Genomic DNA, 17,601 nt, shown 5'->3' on the forward strand with positions numbered 1-17,601 from the left:
ATTTAGGCGGTTGGTGCGTCTTGGCGCATCAATCCTGCGGATTTGAGATCAGACCAAAGGGCGGGCGGGATTTGCGCCTGTGCCGCGCGCAGATTGCTGGCCATTTCTGCAGGGCTTTGCCCTCCTGGGATCACCGAGATCACCGATGGATGCATCAGCGGAAACCGAAAGGCGGCATCGACAAGGCGCACATCATGCGCGGCACAAACCGCCTCAATGGCCGCGACCTTGTCCAAGATGTGTCGCGGGGCAGGGTCATAGTTGAAATACGCCCCCTCGTGCGCACCTGTCGCCAAAATGCCCGAATTATAGGGGCCGCCAATGACAATCCCAATTCCACGCGCGGCGCAGAGGGGGAGAAAGGTTTCAAGCGCCTCTTGCTCAAGCAGCGTGTAGCGGCCCGCAAGAAGGAAGATGTCGAAATCGCCACGCTCGGCCAGCCATTGAGATGCTTGCCATTCATTCAGGCCCGCACCAAATGCCGTGATCACCCCTTGATCACGCAATGCGGTCAGCGCGGCTAAGCCACCCCCCATGAATGCGGCGCGCTTTTCCTCAAGCACGGCATTGGTCTTGTGGGTGAAGAGGTCAAGATCATGCACATAAAGCACATCAATGCGGTCTATTCCCAAGCGCTCAAGCGAGGCCTCAAAAGAGCGCATCACACCATCATAGCTATAATCGAACACCTCGCGCCGCGCGGGCACATCAAACCATTTCCCGATCCCATCCCGCGCCTCTGGCGCTGTGACCTGCATCAGCCGCCCAACCTTGGTCGAGATCACATAGTCTTCGCGCGGTTTACCCCGCAGAAAATGGTTGATCCGCGTCTCAGAGAGGCCAAGCCCATAAAGCGGTGCAGTATCGAAATACCGCAACCCTGCATCCCACGCATCTTGCAGGGTGTTTTGCGCATCCTCCTCAGAGATCGCGCGATAGAGATTGCCCAAAGGGGCCGCGCCAAACCCGAGCTCGCTCAGCCTCAGCCCGCCATTTCCAAGGCGATCCCAATTGCGAAATTTGATCATTCTGCTCCCTCCAAGGTTTAACTGACATGCTAGTATGTTTTGCCTTGGATGCAAGATAGTTTCACGTTAGGCTATGTCTCGCGCAGGTCGCGCATGGGAGAGTGTCGTGCAGAAATTCAAAGCTATTTTTGGGTATAAGAAACCTGTCATCGCCATGGTTCATTTCGGCGCCCTGCCAGGTGCGCCGCTCTATGATGCAGAGGCAGGTATTGAGGGGTTGATTGCAGGCTGCAGGAAAGATTTGCACGCCTTGCAGGCCGCAGGCGTTGATGCGGTGATGTTTGGAAATGAGAATGATCGCCCCTATGAATTGAATGTAGATACTGCCTCGACTGCGACCATGGCCTATGTCATCGGTCGGCTGCGCGATGAGATCACTGTACCCTTTGGCGTGAATGTTTTGTGGGATCCCAAAGCAAGCCTTGCTTTGGCGGCGGCAACAGGCGCGCGTTTTGTGCGTGAGATTTTCACGGGCACCTATGCCTCGGATATGGGGGTTTGGGCGCCTGATGCGGGTGCGGCCTATCGCTATGGCGCGCGTGTCGGCGCGGGCGATGTTGCAAAGTTTTTCAACATTAGTGCCGAATTCGCCTATAGCCTTGATCAGCGCTCGGTCGCGGATCGTGCGCGCAGCGCCGTGTTCTCGTCCATCCCTGATGCGGTTCTAGTCTCAGGCACCATCACGGGTGAGGCCGCGAAAATGGAGGATCTCGAAAGCGTCAAAGCGGCTGTGCCCGATGCGCCCGTTTTGGCGAATACAGGCGTTAAGCATGAAACTGTGGCCGATGTTATGCGGGTCTCGGATGGCTGTATTATTGGATCGGCGCTCAAGGTGGATGGGCACACATGGAACGCGGTTGATCCTGATCGGGCCAAGGATTTCATGGATCGGGTGCGAGCAATCAGATGAGCGAGCAATTAAAAAAAGATCTTATTGATCTGATGCAGATCGTGGGCCTGTCAGGCCATGAGGATCGGGTGCGCCGCGCGATTGCGGCGCGTCTGTCGCAAATGGGTATTGCGCATGAAACCGACAGGCTCGGCAATCTCATCGCGCGGTTTTCAGGCGATCCTGATGCGCCGTCCGTGATGGTTTTTGCGCATATGGATCAGCTTGGGTTCTTTGTGCGTAAAATCGAACAAGATGGCAGCATCAGGGTTGAACGCATGGGCGGCGTGCCCGAGCGTGCGCAAGCCTCGCAGGCGGTGCGGCTCTGTATCGGGGAAGGGCGTGATATTGATGCTGTGATTGCCAATAAATCGCATCACGCAACCACCCCTGACGAGAAATATCAGGTTTTGACCACGCCGCAGATCCGCATTGATGCAGGCTTTACAGCCAAGGCTGAGGCAGAGGCCGCAGGGGTGCAAATCGGCACGCCCGTGGTCTATCGGCCCAATGTGATCGAATTGGCAAATGGCCGCATTGCGGGCACAGCCGTTGATGATCGCGCGGGCTGTGCCGTTCTTCTGGATTTGGCCGCGCGCCTTCAAGCGCGCAAATCAGGGCCGCCTGTTGCCATCGTCTTTTCGGTTCAAGAAGAATTCAATTTGCGGGGTGCAATGTCTGCTGCACAAATTTCGCAGCCTGATATTGCCATACAATTAGATCTGATGCTGGCCTGTGACACGCCCGACATGGCGGATCGGGGGGAGATGGTTTTGGGCGGTGGCCCCGGAATGTCGCTCTATTCCTTTCATGGTCGGGGCACCCTCAATGGTGTGATCCCGCACCCTGAGATGGTTGCCCTATTCGAAGGCGCTGCCAAAACGGCCAATCTGCCCCTGCAGCGCAGCGCGCAGGTCGGGGTTTTGACTGACCTATCCTATATTCAGCAGATGGGGCAGGGTGTTGCCGCAATCGATTTGGGCTTTCCATGCCGCTACACGCATTCCAGTCTCGAGGTTTGCGCGCTCAGTGATTTGACTGATCTTGCGCAGCTTCTTGAAACAGGGCTTGCGCAAATTGGCCCAGATTTCAATCTCAACCGCGATTAATGGGGGGCTTGGGCTATGGCCGTGTTTCTTGGCGTAGACATTGGCACCTATGAGACAAAGGGTGTTTTGACCAATGAGGTCGGCCAGATTTTGGCGCAGGCCGCTGTCAGACATGAGATGATCGTGCCACGCGCGGGTTGGGCCGAGCATCGCGCAGAAGAAGATTGGTGGGGTGATTTCGTTGCGGTCACCAAGGCGCTGCTTGCCCAGTCTGAGGTTGATCCGCAGGAGATTGCCAGCATCGCCACCTCAGCCATCGGCCCCTGTATGCTGCCCGTGGATGCCGCAGGGACGCCCTTGATGAATGGCGTGCTTTATGGGGTGGATACCCGCGCCACCACGCAAATTGACCGCCTTAACGCTGAGATTGGCGAAGATCAGATCTTGGCACGCTGCGGCAACGCGCTGACCTCGCAATCTGTGGGGCCAAAAATCCTGTGGCTGAAAGAGACGCAGCCCGATCTTTACGCGGCCACAGCGAAAATTCTGACCTCGACCTCGTTTCTCGTGCATCGCCTGACGGGGGAACATGTCATTGACCATTACACAGCTGCAAATTTCAGCCCGCTTTACGATGTAACCACGCAGGACTGGACACAATCCTTAAGCGATCAGATCATCGAAACGGGGCGTTTGCCGCGCCTTTTATGGTCAAGCGAGATTGCAGGGCGGGTGACCGAACAGGCCGCAGCGCAGACGGGGTTGGCCGTTGGCACCCCTGTAACGGCAGGCACAATTGATGCCGCTGCCGAGGCGCTGAGTGTCGGGGTGCAAGAGGCGGGTGATATGATGATGATGTATGGCTCGACCATCTTTATCATACAGCGCACCGCAGAACGGGTGAGTGACGCACGGCTGTGGTATGCGCCATGGCTTTGGCCCGACAGCCACGCCTCAATGGCGGGCCTTGCCACATCGGGCACGCTGACCCATTGGTTTCGCGACAGGTTCGCCTCAGACCTGCCAAAGGACACCGCCTTTGGCACATTGGCACAGGAGGCGGCAGCCTCCCCCGTGGGGGCCAATGGCGTTTTGGTTTTGCCCTATTTTTCGGGCGAAAGGACGCCGATCCATGACCCGTTGGCCAAAGGGGCGATTTTTGGCCTGAACCTGACCCATAGCCGTGGCGACATCTATCGCGCCTTGATTGAGGGGATTGCGATGGGAACTGCCCATGTTATCGAAACCTATCGCGAGATTGGCCATTCACCCGAACGCTGTTTGGCGGTTGGGGGCGGCACGAAAAACCCACTGTGGTTACAGGCAACCTCAGATTTTGGGAATATCCCGCAGATCGTCTGTGAAAAGACCATCGGCGCGTCATTTGGGGACGCATTCCTTGCCGCCTGCGCCATTGGGGCTGCGCGGCCCGAGGATATCAGCAAATGGAACCCTTCCACCCACGAAGTGGCGCCCAACCATAGCGCGGCGCATACCCGTCACTATAAGCTGTTCCGCCAATTATACGAGGACAGCCGCGGCGTGGTGCATAGCCTATCAGGGGGGCAGTAATGCGGTTCGAGCGGATGTTGCCCCACCAAATTCGGCATGCGATTGCCGAAAACACGCCTGTCGCCTTGGCGCTTGGGGTTATGGAATATCACGGCGAACATATGGCCGTTGGGATGGATCTCTTGGCGGTCACAGAGATCCTCGCGCGTCTTGAGGCGGAGATGGATTTGGTGATCCTACCGCCCTTTGCCTATGGCGCGGCCAGTTATGCGGTTGCGGGGCCAGAGGGCACGGGCAGCATGGATATTGATGCATCCAAAATTTCGGCACTGGCCGAGGATATGTTTTTTGCGCTTTTGCGCATCGGGTTTCGCAATATTCACGGCATTATCCATCACCAATCGGAAAACTTCACCGCAGGTATGCCAACCGATCTGGCGTTCAAATTCGCGGCGCGGCGCGCCTTGTTTCGGTATCTGCAAGAGACTCGCGGCGAAGGGTGGTGGGGCGATAACGCCATGGCCGATTACTATGCTGAGCACGCCAAGGGCAGTGATCCCTTCAACTGGATCAAAATTCACCCGCTTATGGGGCCCGAGGTGACGGCGCATTATCCCTTTGATCATGCGGGGGCAGGGGAAACTGCCCTGATGATGGCACTTGCCCCCGATGTGGTCGAGGCTGCGCGCATGGCGCAGAACGCCGCATGGTATACGTCAAGCGCGAGTGAGGCGACACCAGAGCTTGGCGCGAAAGGGGTTTCCTTGATCATGGCTGAGATGCGCAAGCGCCTGAGCTAACACCCCGCGTGCGCTAAAGCGGCGCTAAATCCACCACACCTTTTTTCAGGATAAAGCAGCCGTAGGGCCCGCTATCGGCGGTGCGAATGATGCAAAAGGCCCGCTTTGCGGCCTCGTAGAAGGCAAATCGTTCCAAGGCCTCGACCAAGACAGGCGCACCGTTTGAGGCATCGAGAACCTTCTGCATCTTGTCGAAAATAGGCACTACGCCCTCTGGGTCACCCACAACTTGCATCCGCCTAACGGGGGCAGGGACAAAGCTATCGAGCGGCATGAGGGACAGAATGGCGCGCGTTGCGGTCGGAATATCGCACCCCGCCATATCCAAAAGGCTGCCATAGGTCGTCTCTTTTGCGATGGTCACGGCGGGGTGGTTGATGTCGCAGATCACCAGATCATCCCCATGCCCCATTTGCATCAGCGCATAGACGATTTCAGCGGAAAGGCGCTGATCAATGCCCTTCAGCATTATTTGACCGCCCCTGCTGCCATGCCCTTGATGATATATCTCTCAAGGATGATGCCGATGATGATCAAGGGCACAATCGCCGCAAAGGACAGCGCCGCCATAGACCACCATGAAATGCCCTGTGAGCCCGTTTGTGAGGCCACCATCACAGGCAAGGTCTTTGCCGCAGATGAGGTCAGAAGTGCTGCAAAGAAATACTCGTTCCATGTCAGCACAAGCGACAAGATGAACGCGGCCACCATACCGGGCAGGGCGATTGGCATCACAATGGTGCTAAAGGCTCCCCAGATCGACAACCCATCAACCAAGGCTGCCTCTTCCAACTCGGTCGGGATTGAGCTGAACTGATCCCGCATGATCCAAATAACAATGGGCAAAACTGTCAGCGTATAAAGCAAGATCAACCCAATCCGTGTGTCGAGAAGATCAAGCGACTTATATAAAACCAAAAAGGGCAGGGCCAAAACCACAGGCGGCAGGATCAACTGGCTGAGGAAAAAGAACGAGATGTCCGAATTGCGCATGAAGCCAAATTTGTAGCTGAACCGCGACAGGCCATAGGCGGCGCAACTGCCCAAAACGACCGCAAAAAACGAAGCGGTGACAGAGACGACTGTCGAATTCCAAAAGCGCTTGAGAAATTCTTCGCGCACGGTGGATTCGTTTCCAATCGTATCAGGTGACAGGCCAAGCGAGCGCCACCCCAACCAATTAGGCGTGAAATCTGCCCAAGGGATTATATTGCCCTGCATCACATCAGGCGCGGTCTTAAAGGCTGTTGTGGCTGTCCAAAAAATTGGAAACAGGCACACAATGGCCCATAGGATCAACACGCCATAGATCAGGCCGCGCGAGAGATACCAAACGGGGCGAAATTTGCGGTCAGTGTCGCTGTCTTTGAAAATCTGCGCCGACATTTTAATACCTCGGTTTCATCCAGCGATCTGCCAGTTTCATCAGGATTGTCATCGCAATCACGATCACAACCAAATAAACAATCGCCAAAAGCGTGCCATATCCCACATTGGATCGGTCACGATATTCTCGGAAAATAAAGCTGGTTACACTATCGGTCGCGCCGCCTGGCCCGCCCGAGGTGATGTTGATGATGATATCCGCCAATTTGAGCTTAAAGATAATGCGGATCAAAATCGCAGTGATGGAAACGGGCAACATTAAGGGGAAGGTCACCTCCCAAAATTGCCGCCATTTCGAGGCGCCATCGACCTCGGCCGCTTCGAACAATTCGCGCGGGATTGCCTGAAGCCCTGCAAGGATCATGATCATCATGAAAGGGATGAACGTCCACGCGTCCATCATCATGATCATCGCACGCGCAACCCCCGCAGAGCCGAAGAAGGACGGGCTTGCCCATCCCAACCATTGACCAAAATCACTGATATAGGAACCCAGCCAAAACAGCGGGGCAGGCAGGTCGGCTGAAGGCTCGGCGGCGATATAGCGCATAAAGCGCGAAATCGGGCCAAAGCGGATTTCCAACATGGATTTACCAATCATCCAGCTGACCGCAACGGGGGACAGCATCAATGGCAGAAGGAAGGCCACACGAAAGAATTTGCGCCCTCGAATTTGCCCGTTCAGCAACAGGGCAAGGCCAAAGGCAACCGTATATTCCACAACAATCGCGGCGGTATACCAAAACATGTTGCGCATCGCGTTCCAGTAAAACGGGTCGCCCGCCATCTGCCGCAGATTGTCGATGCCATTAAATTGCCGCCCATCGGGCGAGGAGAGGTTCCAATCTGAAAAGGCAATGACCAATCCAAAGAGCAGCGGGAACACCACCATAGAGATCACAAATAACGCGGCGGGCAGAACAAACAATGTGCGTTTTCCATGTTCGCCGCGGATCAAAACCTGCGACACGCAAAGGCAGGTTGACCAAAATAGATACGCATAGAGGGAGGGCCGCCAATTTTCAAACCCGATGGACAGTGTGCCAATCCCATCGAGGGTTTGTACGGCCATAATCAATGCCATCAGCGCGGCTGATCCCCAGACAAGGGTTTTTCCCAAACGGCGGCGTTGATCCGAAATGTGATCTGCCGTCACCACGTGAAGCCTGTCGCCGTCTTCCATGCTTATCGCCCGATTTATCGTGTAAATGGATTAACAAGTCTGTGGCCGACCCCGAAAGATCGGCCACAGCGTGTTTTTGCCCTTAGAGCCCGAGAGAGGCGCGATAGAGGCTGATTTGAGTGTCTCTACCGATTTGATCGGTGATGCCTTCCCAGGCAGCGGCAATCGCATCGGCGGTCTCTTGTGCCGATCCGTATTGGCCGGCAAACCCTTTGGCCAGTTCGTCTTCCGCCACCGAGTAGTATTGGAAGATACCAGGGATACGCGGTTCAATTGCCGCGTTAGGGTGGTTGTAGCTATCCGCGTTCGAGCCCAAATAATCCTCAACATAATCGCGGTCATAGCCCGCTGCTTCCCACTCGTCATATTGGAAGTGCGAGTTACGATAGGGCTGGAAGCCCGATGGATATGCGGACATCCACAAGGATATATCTTTGCCGCCAAGATGCGCCGCCGCAGACCAAGCAGCTTTACGCTTAAGGTCATCACCCTGCACGTTTTTGGTGACATAGATGCCCCAGCCCAAATAGGCCATATTGGGCGCCTCGTTGTAGGTGTCTTCCCACTGGCCCGTCTGCGAGTTGTAGACCCGGTCTGAGCCCGGATTAATACCAAAGCCTACAACGTCACCGACTACGGACGTATCTGATGTCCGTGCGTTGGAGCCAATATCACCCCACCACATTAGCATCGAACCTGTGCCAGCCAAGAATTGCTGGAAGCCTGTTGTCCCGGGGTCAGCATTGATCTGATCTGCAGGGTATGCACCTGGAGTCTCGATCAAATCCATCACGTCTTGGATGGCCTGAACCCATGCGGGATTGTTTACCCGTGGGGCCATGGTGTCTGGATCAAACAGCCATGCTGGGTCACTTGGGTGCTTGGCATAGGCGGCAGCGCGGTTGGCAATAAAGTAGAAGCCAAAACCGCCCCAGCCTTTCAGCGGGTCAAGATAGCCATGCGCAGGCAGACCAGTGAGGGGGTCGGTCTTGCCCACCAAATCCTTGGTCACTTGGTTCACCTGTTGCCATGTGCGTGGCACTTCTGCCCCACCGATTGCGCCATTGCCGAAGTAATCCTTGCGATAGCAGAATGTATGGCAGTCGCCATCAATGGTAATGCGATATGTTTTGCCATCCCATGTGCCCACAGGTGGCTGCAAATACCCAACCAAATCATCGGCTTCGATCTGGTCTTTCACCCATTCTGGCATTTCATCCAACAGACCCTTGCCTGCGGTGTCGCCTTCAAATGGGGCGCCCATTTCGATGATGTCGAAGTCAACTGTGCCAGTGGCAATTGCCTGCTGCAAGCGGGGGTTATAATCGGCCTGTGCAAGGTCAATCCAGTTGATCTTCGCGCCTGTGTAGGCCTCCCATGGCTTGAGGAACCCGCGGAACAAGAAGTTATGCAGGTTTTGGTTGTTGAGGCCCAAGAAAGTCAGTTCAACACCTTCAAATTCGCCTTCCGCAACATTCTCTCGGACCGGACCAAGGCATAACTCTCCAACGCGCTGCCAGTCTGCATCGGTCGGTGAGCCCATTCCTACCCCCGGAATTTGTAGAATTTGAGCGCGGACGTCACTATGACCTGCTGCGTTCGCAACTTTAGGTGCTGTCAAGGCACCAGCGCCACCTACGGCGGCAATTGCGCCGACGCTGGCGGCACCTTTGAGCATATTACGGCGGCTCATCTGTGCAGCCACAATAGCTTTATACATTTCAACTTTCACGACTTATCCTCCCAGATATCTTCGCTTAACTTGTGCAGTTTTGACGCTAGCTGAGTCCGACGTTTGAATATTTTTTAGTTGCTAGCGATATTATCTTTCCAGCCAGCAATCATTCTGTCAAGATTCTAACATGTTAGTATGCATCTGGAATGGACAGAGAAAGACTTTCGATTTAGTTGTTAAAGGCCGACTGACTTAAGGAACATGAGCATGGCAGGGTTAGAAATACGATCACTGATGAAGTCCTACAGCGATGTAATGGTTTTGCATGGTTTGGATATTGACATCGAACACGGTGAGTTTGTTGTTTTAGTTGGCCCGTCTGGTTGTGGTAAATCAACTCTTTTGCGTATGATCGCAGGTCTTGAGGGTATAACGGGTGGTACAGTCCAAATTGGTGATCGTATCGTGAATAATTTGCCACCGGCTGAGCGGGACATCGCGATGGTGTTCCAGAATTACGCGCTTTACCCTCATAAGACAGTGCGTGCTAATATGGCCTTTTCCTTGCGTATGCGCGGCATGGATAAGGGTGAGATCAACAGCCGCGTTGATCGCGCCGCCGAGATTTTGGGTCTGACCCCTTATATTGATCGCTATCCCCGCGCCTTGTCAGGCGGGCAGCGCCAACGCGTTGCCATGGGGCGCGCCATTGTGCGTGACCCGCAGGTGTTTTTGTTTGATGAGCCGCTTTCAAACCTTGATGCGAAATTGCGCGTGCAAATGCGTACCGAAATTCGGGAACTGCACCAAAGGCTACAAACAACCACAGTTTATGTAACTCATGACCAAATCGAGGCGATGACGATGGCCGATAAGATTGTGGTCATGCAAGGCGGCTATATCGAACAAATTGGCACCCCGCTTGAGCTATATGACCGCCCGCGCAATGTCTTTGTTGCGGGCTTTATCGGCAGCCCTTCGATGAATTTCTTTGAAGGGCAGGTGGTCAAATCTGGGCGTTCTCTGGCGGCGCAGATCGGTGGTGCGGTGGTTTCCTTGCCAAAAGGGGCGGGCGTTGACGAAGGCCAAGAGGTCATCATCGGCATCCGTCCCGAGGCCTTGCAAATCGCGGATGAGGGGATTTCTGGCACGATTTCAGTGATCGAGCCAACAGGTTCAGAGACACATGTGATGTTGCGCCATAGCACGGGGCAGGATTTTACACTGATCTCGCGCGAGCGGCGCGATTTCAAGGTGGGTCAAATGATCACAATGACGGCTGATCCAGATCACCTGCATATTTTCGATAAATCCACCAAAGAACGCGTGTGATCATCACTATTCGAGAAAAAGGGGGGGTATCATGCTGAAAGGAATTGATCCAAGGCTTAATGCCGATGTTTTGCATGTTTTGCGCATGATGGGGCATGGCGATGTTCTGATAATTGCGGACACGAATTTTCCATCCGACTCGGTTGCCCGCGCCACGGTTTACGGCAACCTGTTGCGCATGGATAACCTCACCGCTGCCGAGGCGGTCGAGGCGGTTCTGTCGGTCATGCCCCTTGATACTTTTGTTGATGATTTTGCCGGCCGTATGGAAATTGTGGGCGAGCCTGACACAATCCCCGCCGTTCAGGCCGAGGTGCAGCAAAAAATCAACGCCGCCGAAGGGGCGGAGCGGCCCATGATCAGCATTGAGCGATTTGCCTTTTATGATATGGCGCGGCAAAGCTATGCTGTGATTCAAACGGGCGAGCGGCGTTTTTATGGCTGCTTCATGTTGCGCAAAGGCGTGATCGGCCCTGACGCATAGGGGGAATGGATGTCTAATGCGATTGTGATTTTGGGCGTATTTGTGGCTGATACGGCCTATACCGCGCTGCGTCAGCCCGTGATGGGCGAGACGCTGATTGGATCACGTTTTGTGTTGGGGCCAGGTGGCAAAGGGTCGAACCAATCGGTTGCTGCAGCCAAGGCAGGCGGGGATGTGCATATGATCACGCGGCTTGGCCAAGATGATTTTGCCAAGATGGCGCTTGATCTTTGGGCCGAGTGCGGCGTGACCCCCCATGTCAGCCACCACCCCGAAAGCTATACGGGGGCTGCGTATATCTTTATCGAAGAGGCCAGCGGCAATAACGCGATTATCGTCAGCCCCGGTGCGGCCGCGGAGATTGCGGTTGCTGATCTTGAGGCGCGCGCCAGCGTCATCAACACGGCAAAGGTTTTCATGACCCAACTTGAACAACCTTTGTCCGCTGCAAAGCACGGGTTGAGCATGGCGAAATCCGCAGGGGCACTGACGATCTTAAACCCCGCACCTGCGCAAGAATTAGGGCGGGATATCTTGGGCCTTTGCGATTATGTGACGCCCAATGAGATTGAGGCGGAGCAGCTGACAGGGGTGAAGGTGACCACGCCTGAAACTGCGCAATTGGCCGCGCAAAAATTGCTTAATCTTGGTGCCAAGGCGGCGGTGATCACCTTGGGTGAGCAAGGCGCCCTTTACCATGATGGCCAGCAAACCCTGCACCAACCCGCCTTTAACTGCGGTGCGGTGGTCGAGACAACGGGCGCAGGGGATGCGTTCAATGGCGGCTTTGCTGTGGCGCTTGCCGAAGGGCAGGGGATCGAGGCCGCGTTGCGCTTTGCGTGCGCGACTGCAAGCTTGTCTGTCACCCGCCAAGGCACGGCACCCGCAATGCCAACCCGCCCCGAGATTGAGGCGGTCGTGTCCTCGTAAGTCGCGCTTTGTGATTGCCGCGCTTCCCCGCTTTGGGTCATAGTCAAACGCGGAGAGGGGACGGGTTTGATGCGCAAGGCGAAAATCACGCTTAGGGATGTTGCGGCAAAGGCGGGGGTTTCACCCTCTGCCGTGTCGCGCGCCTTTACCGATGGTGCATCTGTTTCGTCTGCGATGCGCGTGCGGGTCGAGGCGGCCGCCGCTGCCCTTGGCTATCGTCCAAACGCCTTGGCCTCATCCCTGACCACTGGACGCAGTAAGCTGATTGGCTTGGTTGCAAATAATTTCCAGAACCCTGTCTTTCTCGAGATTTTCGATCAGTTCACCCGTGGCTTGCAGCAGATGGGGTTGCGGCCACTTTTGTTTAATCTCAGCGATGTGGGCGATATTGAACAAGCCGCCGCAATGCTGCGGCAATATTCGGTCGATGGGGTGGTGGTGGCCTCATCCACCTTGCCCGCTGGTTTGGTCGAGCAATTCTATGAAGAGGGCGTGCCTGTGGTTCACGCCTTTGGTCGCCATGATCCGCAGGCGCGGGTCAATGTGGTGGGCATTGATAACCACGCTGCAGGCCGTTTGGCGGGCGAGACATTAATCGCGCGCGGCTACCGCGAGATCGGGTTTCTAGGCGGGCCAGAAGGGGCCACCTCAACCCAAGATCGTTTGGCGGGTTTCCGCGCGGCCCTTGCAGAGGCAGGGCTGACCTGCCGCGCGCGCTTTGTGCCCGCCTATCGGTTTGAGGCGGGGCAGGCGGCTATGTCCGCCGAACTGTTTGCGGGGCCTGCTGAGGTTTATTTTTGTGGCGATGATATTCTATCCATCGGCGCCATGGCCGCGATTGGCGCGGCAGGTCTAGGCTGCCCTGATGATATTGGCATATTGGGGCTGAATGATATGGCAATGGCCGCGTGGCCCAATATTCGCCTCACCACGATTGCGCAGCCGATTGAGGCGATTGTGGGGGCGGCGTTGTCGCTTGTCGTGCGCCTAAGTGAATACCCCAGCCCGCAGGCTGAGGCACAGATGTTTCCTTGTCATTTGGTCGAACGCGCAAGTTTGCGTGCGCTTAACCCCTGAACATGGGCGGGCGGGCCTCCTGCCACGCGCCGTGATCCTTGGCTGAGGCCACCGCCGCATAAACAGCCGCCAGCGAGCGACATCCATCTTCTGCCGTTGGCAACCCATCACGGGCCTGACCACGAATGGCATCGGCCAGATCGCAGTAAATATTGGCCACAGCCAAGGGAAACCCTTCGGGATGTGCAATGGCGACACGGCTGAGCCGCGTGGCCTCGTCATGCAACCCCCCTTCGCCCTTCTCGATGATCTCCGTGCGCCCGCCAGTGCGGGTATAGATCAATTGATTGGGCTGCTCTGACGCCCATCTTATGCCGCCTTTTTCGCCAAAGACCTGAATGTCGAACCCGTGTTGGCGGCCAATCGCAACCGAAGATGTCCAGAGCCGCCCGACAGTGCCCTTGGACATACGGAAATTCACCATTGCGTCATCTTCGAGCACGCGCGATGAAATTGTTGAGGCGAAGTCAGCGGACAATGTGGTGACGTGATCATCACAAATAAACCCTGCCATATGCAGCGCATGGATACCACAATCAGCAAACTGCCCAGAAACACCCGCCATCGCAGGGTCATAGCGCCACCGCACCCGTGGGTTATCGGCATCTTCCGCATCGCCGTGATGGCCATGGCTGAAATTGGTGACGACCAACCGAATGTTGCCCAATTCGCCCGCGCGCACCATGGCACGCGCCTGACGGATCATCGGATAGGCGGAATAGCAATAATTCACCGCGCAAATTCGGCCATTGGCGCGGGCGATTTTTACGATTTCTTCGCCTTCTTCGACTGTCACCGTCATGGGCTTTTCGCAAAGAACATTGAAGCCCGCTTCAAGAAAGGCTTTGGTGATTTCAAAATGCGTGGAATTTGGCGTGGCTACAGTCACGAGATCAACGCGATCCTCGCGGGCGCTTTCCCCTGCCAACATCTCGCGCCAATCGCCATATGCGCGATTAGCGGCAATTCCCAGACGCTGTGCATAGGCACGACCCATATCCGCGCGGTGATCCAAAGCGCCTGCCACAAAGTCAAAATGCCCATCCGCCTGTGCGCCTAAGCGATGTGCAGGGCCGATCTGGCTGCCTTCGCCACCACCGATAAGACCCCATTTTAGTTTTGTCATGATTTGATCTCTTTTCGCTTAAAAACCAATGGATTGCAGATAGGCGCGGTTGGCGCGTGCGTCATCAATGGGGCGCACATCTAGGGTTGGATCGCAATCTTGCTCGACTGTGCACCAGCCTGCAAAATTTGCATCCAAAAGAACCTTGCGCACCGCCTCAAAATCTACATCGCCTTGGCCGAGATTGCAGAAAATCCCCTGTCCGCAGGCCTCATAAAACCCTGTGCGATTGGCAATCACATCTGCCTTAACCTTGGGGTCTATATCCTTGAAATGCATATAGGAAATGCGGCTGACATATTTTTGCATGAAGGCCACAGGATCAAACCCCGCATAGGAGTGATGGCCCGTGTCAAAGCAGATTTTCAAAAGGCCCTCATCAACCTCATCAAGCAGGCGGATCAATTCAGGTTCAAAATCCATAAATCCTGCCGCATGGGCGTGGATGCCAACCGTGAGGCCATAGTCTTCGGCTCCAATTCGCGCGCTTTCTATGATGCGGTCGCGAAATCCAGTCCATTCGGCCTTATCCATCTGCACCGCCTCATCAGCGCGGCCCGCAGTGGGGGCGCGGCGCGGTGAGATACTGTCGATAATCACCAGATGCTCGGCCCCATGTGCCTTGAGGGCGCGGGCGGTGCGATGCGTGGCATCGAGCACATCCTCCCATGCATCAGGGTCGTGATAGGGGCGGAAAATCACACCGCCAATTAAGGTGAGGCCAAATTCATCAAGCGCCTCGCCCAAAATTGCGGGATCTTCGGGCATAAAGCCAACAGGCCCCAGTTCAATCCCGCGATAGCCCGCCTCAGCGCAATCCTGCAGGACTTTGCGCCATGTTGGATTGCGGGGGTCATTTGCAAATTCAACGCCCCAAGAGCAGGGCGCATTGCCGATTTCGATCGTCATAATGGGTTATGCCCTCGTTTAAACAGATGAAATATCGCACCACGCGCCTTGATCGCTTGAGGCGATAACGGCGGCAATCACGCGGTTCACATCGTGACCATCACGGAAGGTGGGCCAAATCGCCTCTCCCGTTTCAATCGCGCGCAGAAAATCACGGGCTTCGATGATGATTTGGTCTTGATAGCCCGTCCCATGACCTGGCCCTTGGCAAAAGGGCAGATAATCAGGATGCGCAGGCCCCGTTAAAATCTTGCGAAAGCCGCGCGTGGCTTCTGGCCCTGTCATCTCATAGAGCCAGAGCGCGTTTTGATCTTCCTGATCAAATCGAATGGCGCCTTTGGTGCCTGTGATCTCGTAAGCATAGCCCATTTTGCGGCCAGTCGCGATGCGCGAAGCATAGATTTGCCCCATGGCCCCGTTTTCAAAGCGACACATGAACTGCACATGGTCGTCATTGGTCACCACGCCTTCGGGCCGTGATGTGTGGACGGTTTCATAAACCCCCATGACCGATGCAATGGGACCCATCAGTGCAAGGCTTGCGTTGATGATATGCGAGGCCAGATCCCCCATTGTGCCATTGGCCATTCCCGAAGTGCGCCAATTTGCGGGCAGGTTTGGATCGGCCAAAAAATCTTCGGTATGTTCGCCGCGAAACCATGTGATTTGGCCAATTGCCCCCTGTGCAATCAGCGCGCGGGCATATTGGCTGGCTGGGGTGCGGATATAGTTGAACCCAACCATATTGGCGACACCTGCGGCCTCAGCTGCGGCGACCATAGCCTGACTTTCGGCCAAAGAAGCGCCAAGGGGTTTTTCGCATAAAACAGGTTTTTTCGCCGCGAATGCGGCAAGTGCGATGTCGTGATGTGTGGTTTGCGGCGAGGCGATGATGATTGCCTCCACCTTCGGATCATGGACCAAAACGCGCCAATCATCGGTCGCGCGGGCAAAACCATATGCGGCGCGATAGGCTTCTGCGCTTTTTGTGCTGCTCGCGCAGACCATTTCCAAACGGGGCCGCAGCGTGGTGTTGAACACCGCACCAACGGCGGACATGGCCACGGCATGAGCCTTGCCCATATAGCCGCCTCCGATAATTCCTATCCCAATTTCTGACATGGCGGCCCCCTCGTGAAATGGCTTGCAAGCGGTTGCAAAAGAAGTAGCTTTGAACGCATAGTCATGCAAGCACGATTGCAGTGCAAGCAAGGTTACGAATGAGGGGCGGGGGCCAGTGTCCGAATTATCTGCGCAATTACACAATGGGATCGCAAAAGGCAGTTTCGTGGTTTTGGGCCGCGCGGGCATGGATCTCTATGCCGATCCGATTGGGGTAAAGGCCGAATTCGGCGAAAATTTTCGGGCCGATCTTGGCGGGTCTTCTGCGAATATTTGTGCAGGCCTCTGTAAATTGGGGATGCAAGCCGCGCTTGTGACCTCGCTGAGCGATGACACGGTGGGGCGGTTTATCCGTAATAAGCTGATCCAGTATGGCGTGGATGTGGAGTACATCCGCACTCTAGCGGGGGAATACCGCTCCTCCTTGGCGGTTTATGAATCGGTGATGGAGGATTTTCAGGTCTGCATCTATCGCAACAATGCAGTCGATTTTCAGGTCACGCCTGAGGATGTTGCCGATATTGACTATGGCCGCTTTGGCGCGCTCGTCACCGCAGGCACGGTTTTCGCAGCGGAACCTTCGCGCAGCGCCACCTTTGCCGCTTTTGATTTGGCGAAAAAAGCGGGTGTGCCGATTATATTTGATATTGATTATCGGCCCTATTCTTGGCCCTCGCCAGACGTTGCAGCCGATGTTCTGACCCGTGCGGCAGACGCATCGGCGATGATTGTCGGCAATGATGAGGAATTCGGATTTATGGCAGGCGCCTATGAGCGCGGTCTTGACGCGGCACGGGGCTTGGCCGCGCGCGGCAAATTGGTGATTTACAAAATGGGGGCCGAAGGCGCGATCACTATGACGGGGGATCAGGAATTGCGCACAGGCACCTATCCCGCCACGCCGCTCAAGCCTGTTGGGGCGGGTGATAGTTTTATGGCGGCAACTCTTGCGGCCTTGGCCAATGGGGCAACCCTTGCCGATGCCGTGGATCAAGGTGCCGCAGCGGCGGCCATCACCGTCTCGCATCCAGGTTGTGCGGGGGCCATGCCCGACCGCGCGACCCTATCCCAATTCATCGAAATTCATCAGTAAAGGAGG

Annotated in this window: 17 protein-coding genes; 9 read left to right on the forward strand and 8 right to left on the reverse strand. The window is 55.7% G+C overall.

What is annotated here, in order from left to right; genetic code table 11:
- Positions 1 to 2 precede the first annotated feature (2 nt).
- Positions 3 to 1,028: an aldo/keto reductase gene (locus AAC621_RS00265; RefSeq protein ID WP_340251034.1), complete on the reverse strand. Its 1,026-nt coding sequence runs from the start codon at positions 1,026 to 1,028 to the stop codon at positions 3 to 5.
- Between the two features lie 106 nt (positions 1,029 to 1,134).
- On the opposite strand from AAC621_RS00265, the gene AAC621_RS00270 reads away from it, so the two are divergent.
- Genes AAC621_RS00270 through AAC621_RS00285 form a run of 4 tightly spaced genes read left to right on the forward strand, consistent with a single transcriptional unit; the run spans position 1,135 to position 5,278 of the window.
- Positions 1,135 to 1,938 carry a BtpA/SgcQ family protein gene (locus tag AAC621_RS00270; RefSeq protein WP_340251036.1) on the forward strand — a complete coding sequence of 268 codons (804 nt, stop codon included), beginning with the start codon at positions 1,135 to 1,137 and terminating at the stop codon, positions 1,936 to 1,938.
- Positions 1,935 to 3,026, forward strand: a complete 1,092-nt coding sequence (locus AAC621_RS00275) for a M42 family metallopeptidase (protein WP_340251038.1) — start codon at positions 1,935 to 1,937, stop codon at positions 3,024 to 3,026. The genes AAC621_RS00270 and AAC621_RS00275 overlap by 4 nt, the downstream gene beginning before the upstream one ends.
- A gap of 15 nt (positions 3,027 to 3,041) precedes the next feature.
- Positions 3,042 to 4,538, forward strand: coding sequence for an FGGY-family carbohydrate kinase (locus AAC621_RS00280; RefSeq protein ID WP_340251040.1), 1,497 nt, complete (start codon positions 3,042 to 3,044; stop codon positions 4,536 to 4,538).
- Positions 4,538 to 5,278 carry a creatininase family protein gene (locus AAC621_RS00285; protein WP_340251042.1) on the forward strand — a complete coding sequence of 247 codons (741 nt, stop codon included), beginning with the start codon at positions 4,538 to 4,540 and terminating at the stop codon, positions 5,276 to 5,278. The genes AAC621_RS00280 and AAC621_RS00285 overlap by 1 nt, the downstream gene beginning before the upstream one ends.
- A gap of 13 nt (positions 5,279 to 5,291) precedes the next feature.
- Here AAC621_RS00285 and AAC621_RS00290 read toward each other — a convergent pair whose 3' ends face one another.
- The 4 genes from AAC621_RS00290 to AAC621_RS00305 form a co-directional block, all read right to left on the reverse strand.
- Positions 5,292 to 5,747 carry an RbsD/FucU family protein gene (locus AAC621_RS00290; RefSeq protein WP_340251044.1) on the reverse strand — a complete coding sequence of 152 codons (456 nt, stop codon included), beginning with the start codon at positions 5,745 to 5,747 and terminating at the stop codon, positions 5,292 to 5,294.
- The gene (locus AAC621_RS00295; protein ID WP_340251046.1) at positions 5,747 to 6,664 is read right to left on the reverse strand and encodes a carbohydrate ABC transporter permease; all 918 of its coding nucleotides are present in this window, start codon (positions 6,662 to 6,664) and stop codon (positions 5,747 to 5,749) included. Before AAC621_RS00295 ends, AAC621_RS00290 begins: the two co-directional genes overlap by 1 nt.
- A 1-nt stretch (position 6,665) precedes the next feature.
- Positions 6,666 to 7,847, reverse strand: coding sequence for a carbohydrate ABC transporter permease (locus AAC621_RS00300; protein ID WP_340251048.1), 1,182 nt, complete (start codon positions 7,845 to 7,847; stop codon positions 6,666 to 6,668).
- 82 nt (positions 7,848 to 7,929) lie between these two features.
- The gene (locus tag AAC621_RS00305; protein WP_340251051.1) at positions 7,930 to 9,567 is read right to left on the reverse strand and encodes an extracellular solute-binding protein; all 1,638 of its coding nucleotides are present in this window, start codon (positions 9,565 to 9,567) and stop codon (positions 7,930 to 7,932) included.
- Positions 9,568 to 9,789: 222 nt separating this feature from the next.
- Between AAC621_RS00305 and AAC621_RS00310 the strand changes: the two genes are divergently transcribed.
- From AAC621_RS00310 to AAC621_RS00325, 4 genes are all read left to right on the forward strand, one after another.
- Entirely contained in the window at positions 9,790 to 10,854 is a 1,065-nt protein-coding gene (locus tag AAC621_RS00310; RefSeq protein ID WP_340251053.1) for an ABC transporter ATP-binding protein, read from the forward strand.
- Positions 10,855 to 10,885: 31 nt separating this feature from the next.
- Entirely contained in the window at positions 10,886 to 11,338 is a 453-nt protein-coding gene (locus AAC621_RS00315) for an RbsD/FucU family protein (RefSeq protein ID WP_340242635.1), read from the forward strand.
- 9 nt (positions 11,339 to 11,347) lie between these two features.
- Entirely contained in the window at positions 11,348 to 12,268 is a 921-nt protein-coding gene (locus AAC621_RS00320) for a ribokinase (RefSeq protein ID WP_340251055.1), read from the forward strand.
- Between the two features lie 69 nt (positions 12,269 to 12,337).
- A complete protein-coding gene (locus AAC621_RS00325) occupies positions 12,338 to 13,345 on the forward strand; it encodes a LacI family DNA-binding transcriptional regulator (RefSeq protein WP_340251057.1) in 1,008 nt (335 codons plus the stop codon).
- Here the strand turns inward: AAC621_RS00325 and AAC621_RS00330 are convergent.
- Genes AAC621_RS00330 through AAC621_RS00340 form a run of 3 tightly spaced genes read right to left on the reverse strand, consistent with a single transcriptional unit; the run spans position 13,335 to position 16,502 of the window.
- Positions 13,335 to 14,471 carry a Gfo/Idh/MocA family protein gene (locus AAC621_RS00330; protein WP_340251059.1) on the reverse strand — a complete coding sequence of 379 codons (1,137 nt, stop codon included), beginning with the start codon at positions 14,469 to 14,471 and terminating at the stop codon, positions 13,335 to 13,337. The genes AAC621_RS00325 and AAC621_RS00330 overlap by 11 nt on opposite strands.
- A gap of 18 nt (positions 14,472 to 14,489) precedes the next feature.
- A complete protein-coding gene (locus AAC621_RS00335) occupies positions 14,490 to 15,380 on the reverse strand; it encodes a sugar phosphate isomerase/epimerase family protein (protein WP_340251061.1) in 891 nt (296 codons plus the stop codon).
- Positions 15,381 to 15,398: 18 nt separating this feature from the next.
- Positions 15,399 to 16,502, reverse strand: coding sequence for a Gfo/Idh/MocA family protein (locus AAC621_RS00340; RefSeq protein ID WP_340251063.1), 1,104 nt, complete (start codon positions 16,500 to 16,502; stop codon positions 15,399 to 15,401).
- A 115-nt stretch (positions 16,503 to 16,617) separates the two neighbouring features.
- Between AAC621_RS00340 and AAC621_RS00345 the strand changes: the two genes are divergently transcribed.
- Entirely contained in the window at positions 16,618 to 17,595 is a 978-nt protein-coding gene (locus AAC621_RS00345) for a PfkB family carbohydrate kinase (protein ID WP_340251066.1), read from the forward strand.
- Positions 17,596 to 17,601 lie beyond the last annotated feature (6 nt).

Source organism: Roseobacter sp. HKCC-CH-9208, from assembly GCF_037805125.1.
In the GTDB taxonomy this organism is placed as follows: Bacteria; Pseudomonadota; Alphaproteobacteria; order Rhodobacterales; family Rhodobacteraceae; genus M30B80.

Coding starts and splice junctions, on each gene's coding strand:
- AAC621_RS00275 (WP_340251038.1), top strand. CDS start 1,935: ATGAGCGAGCAATTAAAAAAAGATCTTATTGATCTGATGCAGATCGTG.
- AAC621_RS00330 (WP_340251059.1), bottom strand. CDS start 14,471: ATGACAAAACTAAAATGGGGTCTTATCGGTGGTGGCGAAGGCAGCCAG.
- AAC621_RS00295 (WP_340251046.1), bottom strand. CDS start 6,664: ATGTCGGCGCAGATTTTCAAAGACAGCGACACTGACCGCAAATTTCGC.
- AAC621_RS00335 (WP_340251061.1), bottom strand. CDS start 15,380: ATGACGATCGAAATCGGCAATGCGCCCTGCTCTTGGGGCGTTGAATTT.
- AAC621_RS00285 (WP_340251042.1), top strand. CDS start 4,538: ATGCGGTTCGAGCGGATGTTGCCCCACCAAATTCGGCATGCGATTGCC.
- AAC621_RS00300 (WP_340251048.1), bottom strand. CDS start 7,847: ATGGAAGACGGCGACAGGCTTCACGTGGTGACGGCAGATCACATTTCG.
- AAC621_RS00290 (WP_340251044.1), bottom strand. CDS start 5,747: ATGCTGAAGGGCATTGATCAGCGCCTTTCCGCTGAAATCGTCTATGCG.
- AAC621_RS00340 (WP_340251063.1), bottom strand. CDS start 16,502: ATGTCAGAAATTGGGATAGGAATTATCGGAGGCGGCTATATGGGCAAG.
- AAC621_RS00310 (WP_340251053.1), top strand. CDS start 9,790: ATGGCAGGGTTAGAAATACGATCACTGATGAAGTCCTACAGCGATGTA.
- AAC621_RS00325 (WP_340251057.1), top strand. CDS start 12,338: ATGCGCAAGGCGAAAATCACGCTTAGGGATGTTGCGGCAAAGGCGGGG.
- AAC621_RS00320 (WP_340251055.1), top strand. CDS start 11,348: ATGTCTAATGCGATTGTGATTTTGGGCGTATTTGTGGCTGATACGGCC.
- AAC621_RS00305 (WP_340251051.1), bottom strand. CDS start 9,567: ATGTATAAAGCTATTGTGGCTGCACAGATGAGCCGCCGTAATATGCTC.
- AAC621_RS00280 (WP_340251040.1), top strand. CDS start 3,042: ATGGCCGTGTTTCTTGGCGTAGACATTGGCACCTATGAGACAAAGGGT.
- AAC621_RS00265 (WP_340251034.1), bottom strand. CDS start 1,028: ATGATCAAATTTCGCAATTGGGATCGCCTTGGAAATGGCGGGCTGAGG.
- AAC621_RS00315 (WP_340242635.1), top strand. CDS start 10,886: ATGCTGAAAGGAATTGATCCAAGGCTTAATGCCGATGTTTTGCATGTT.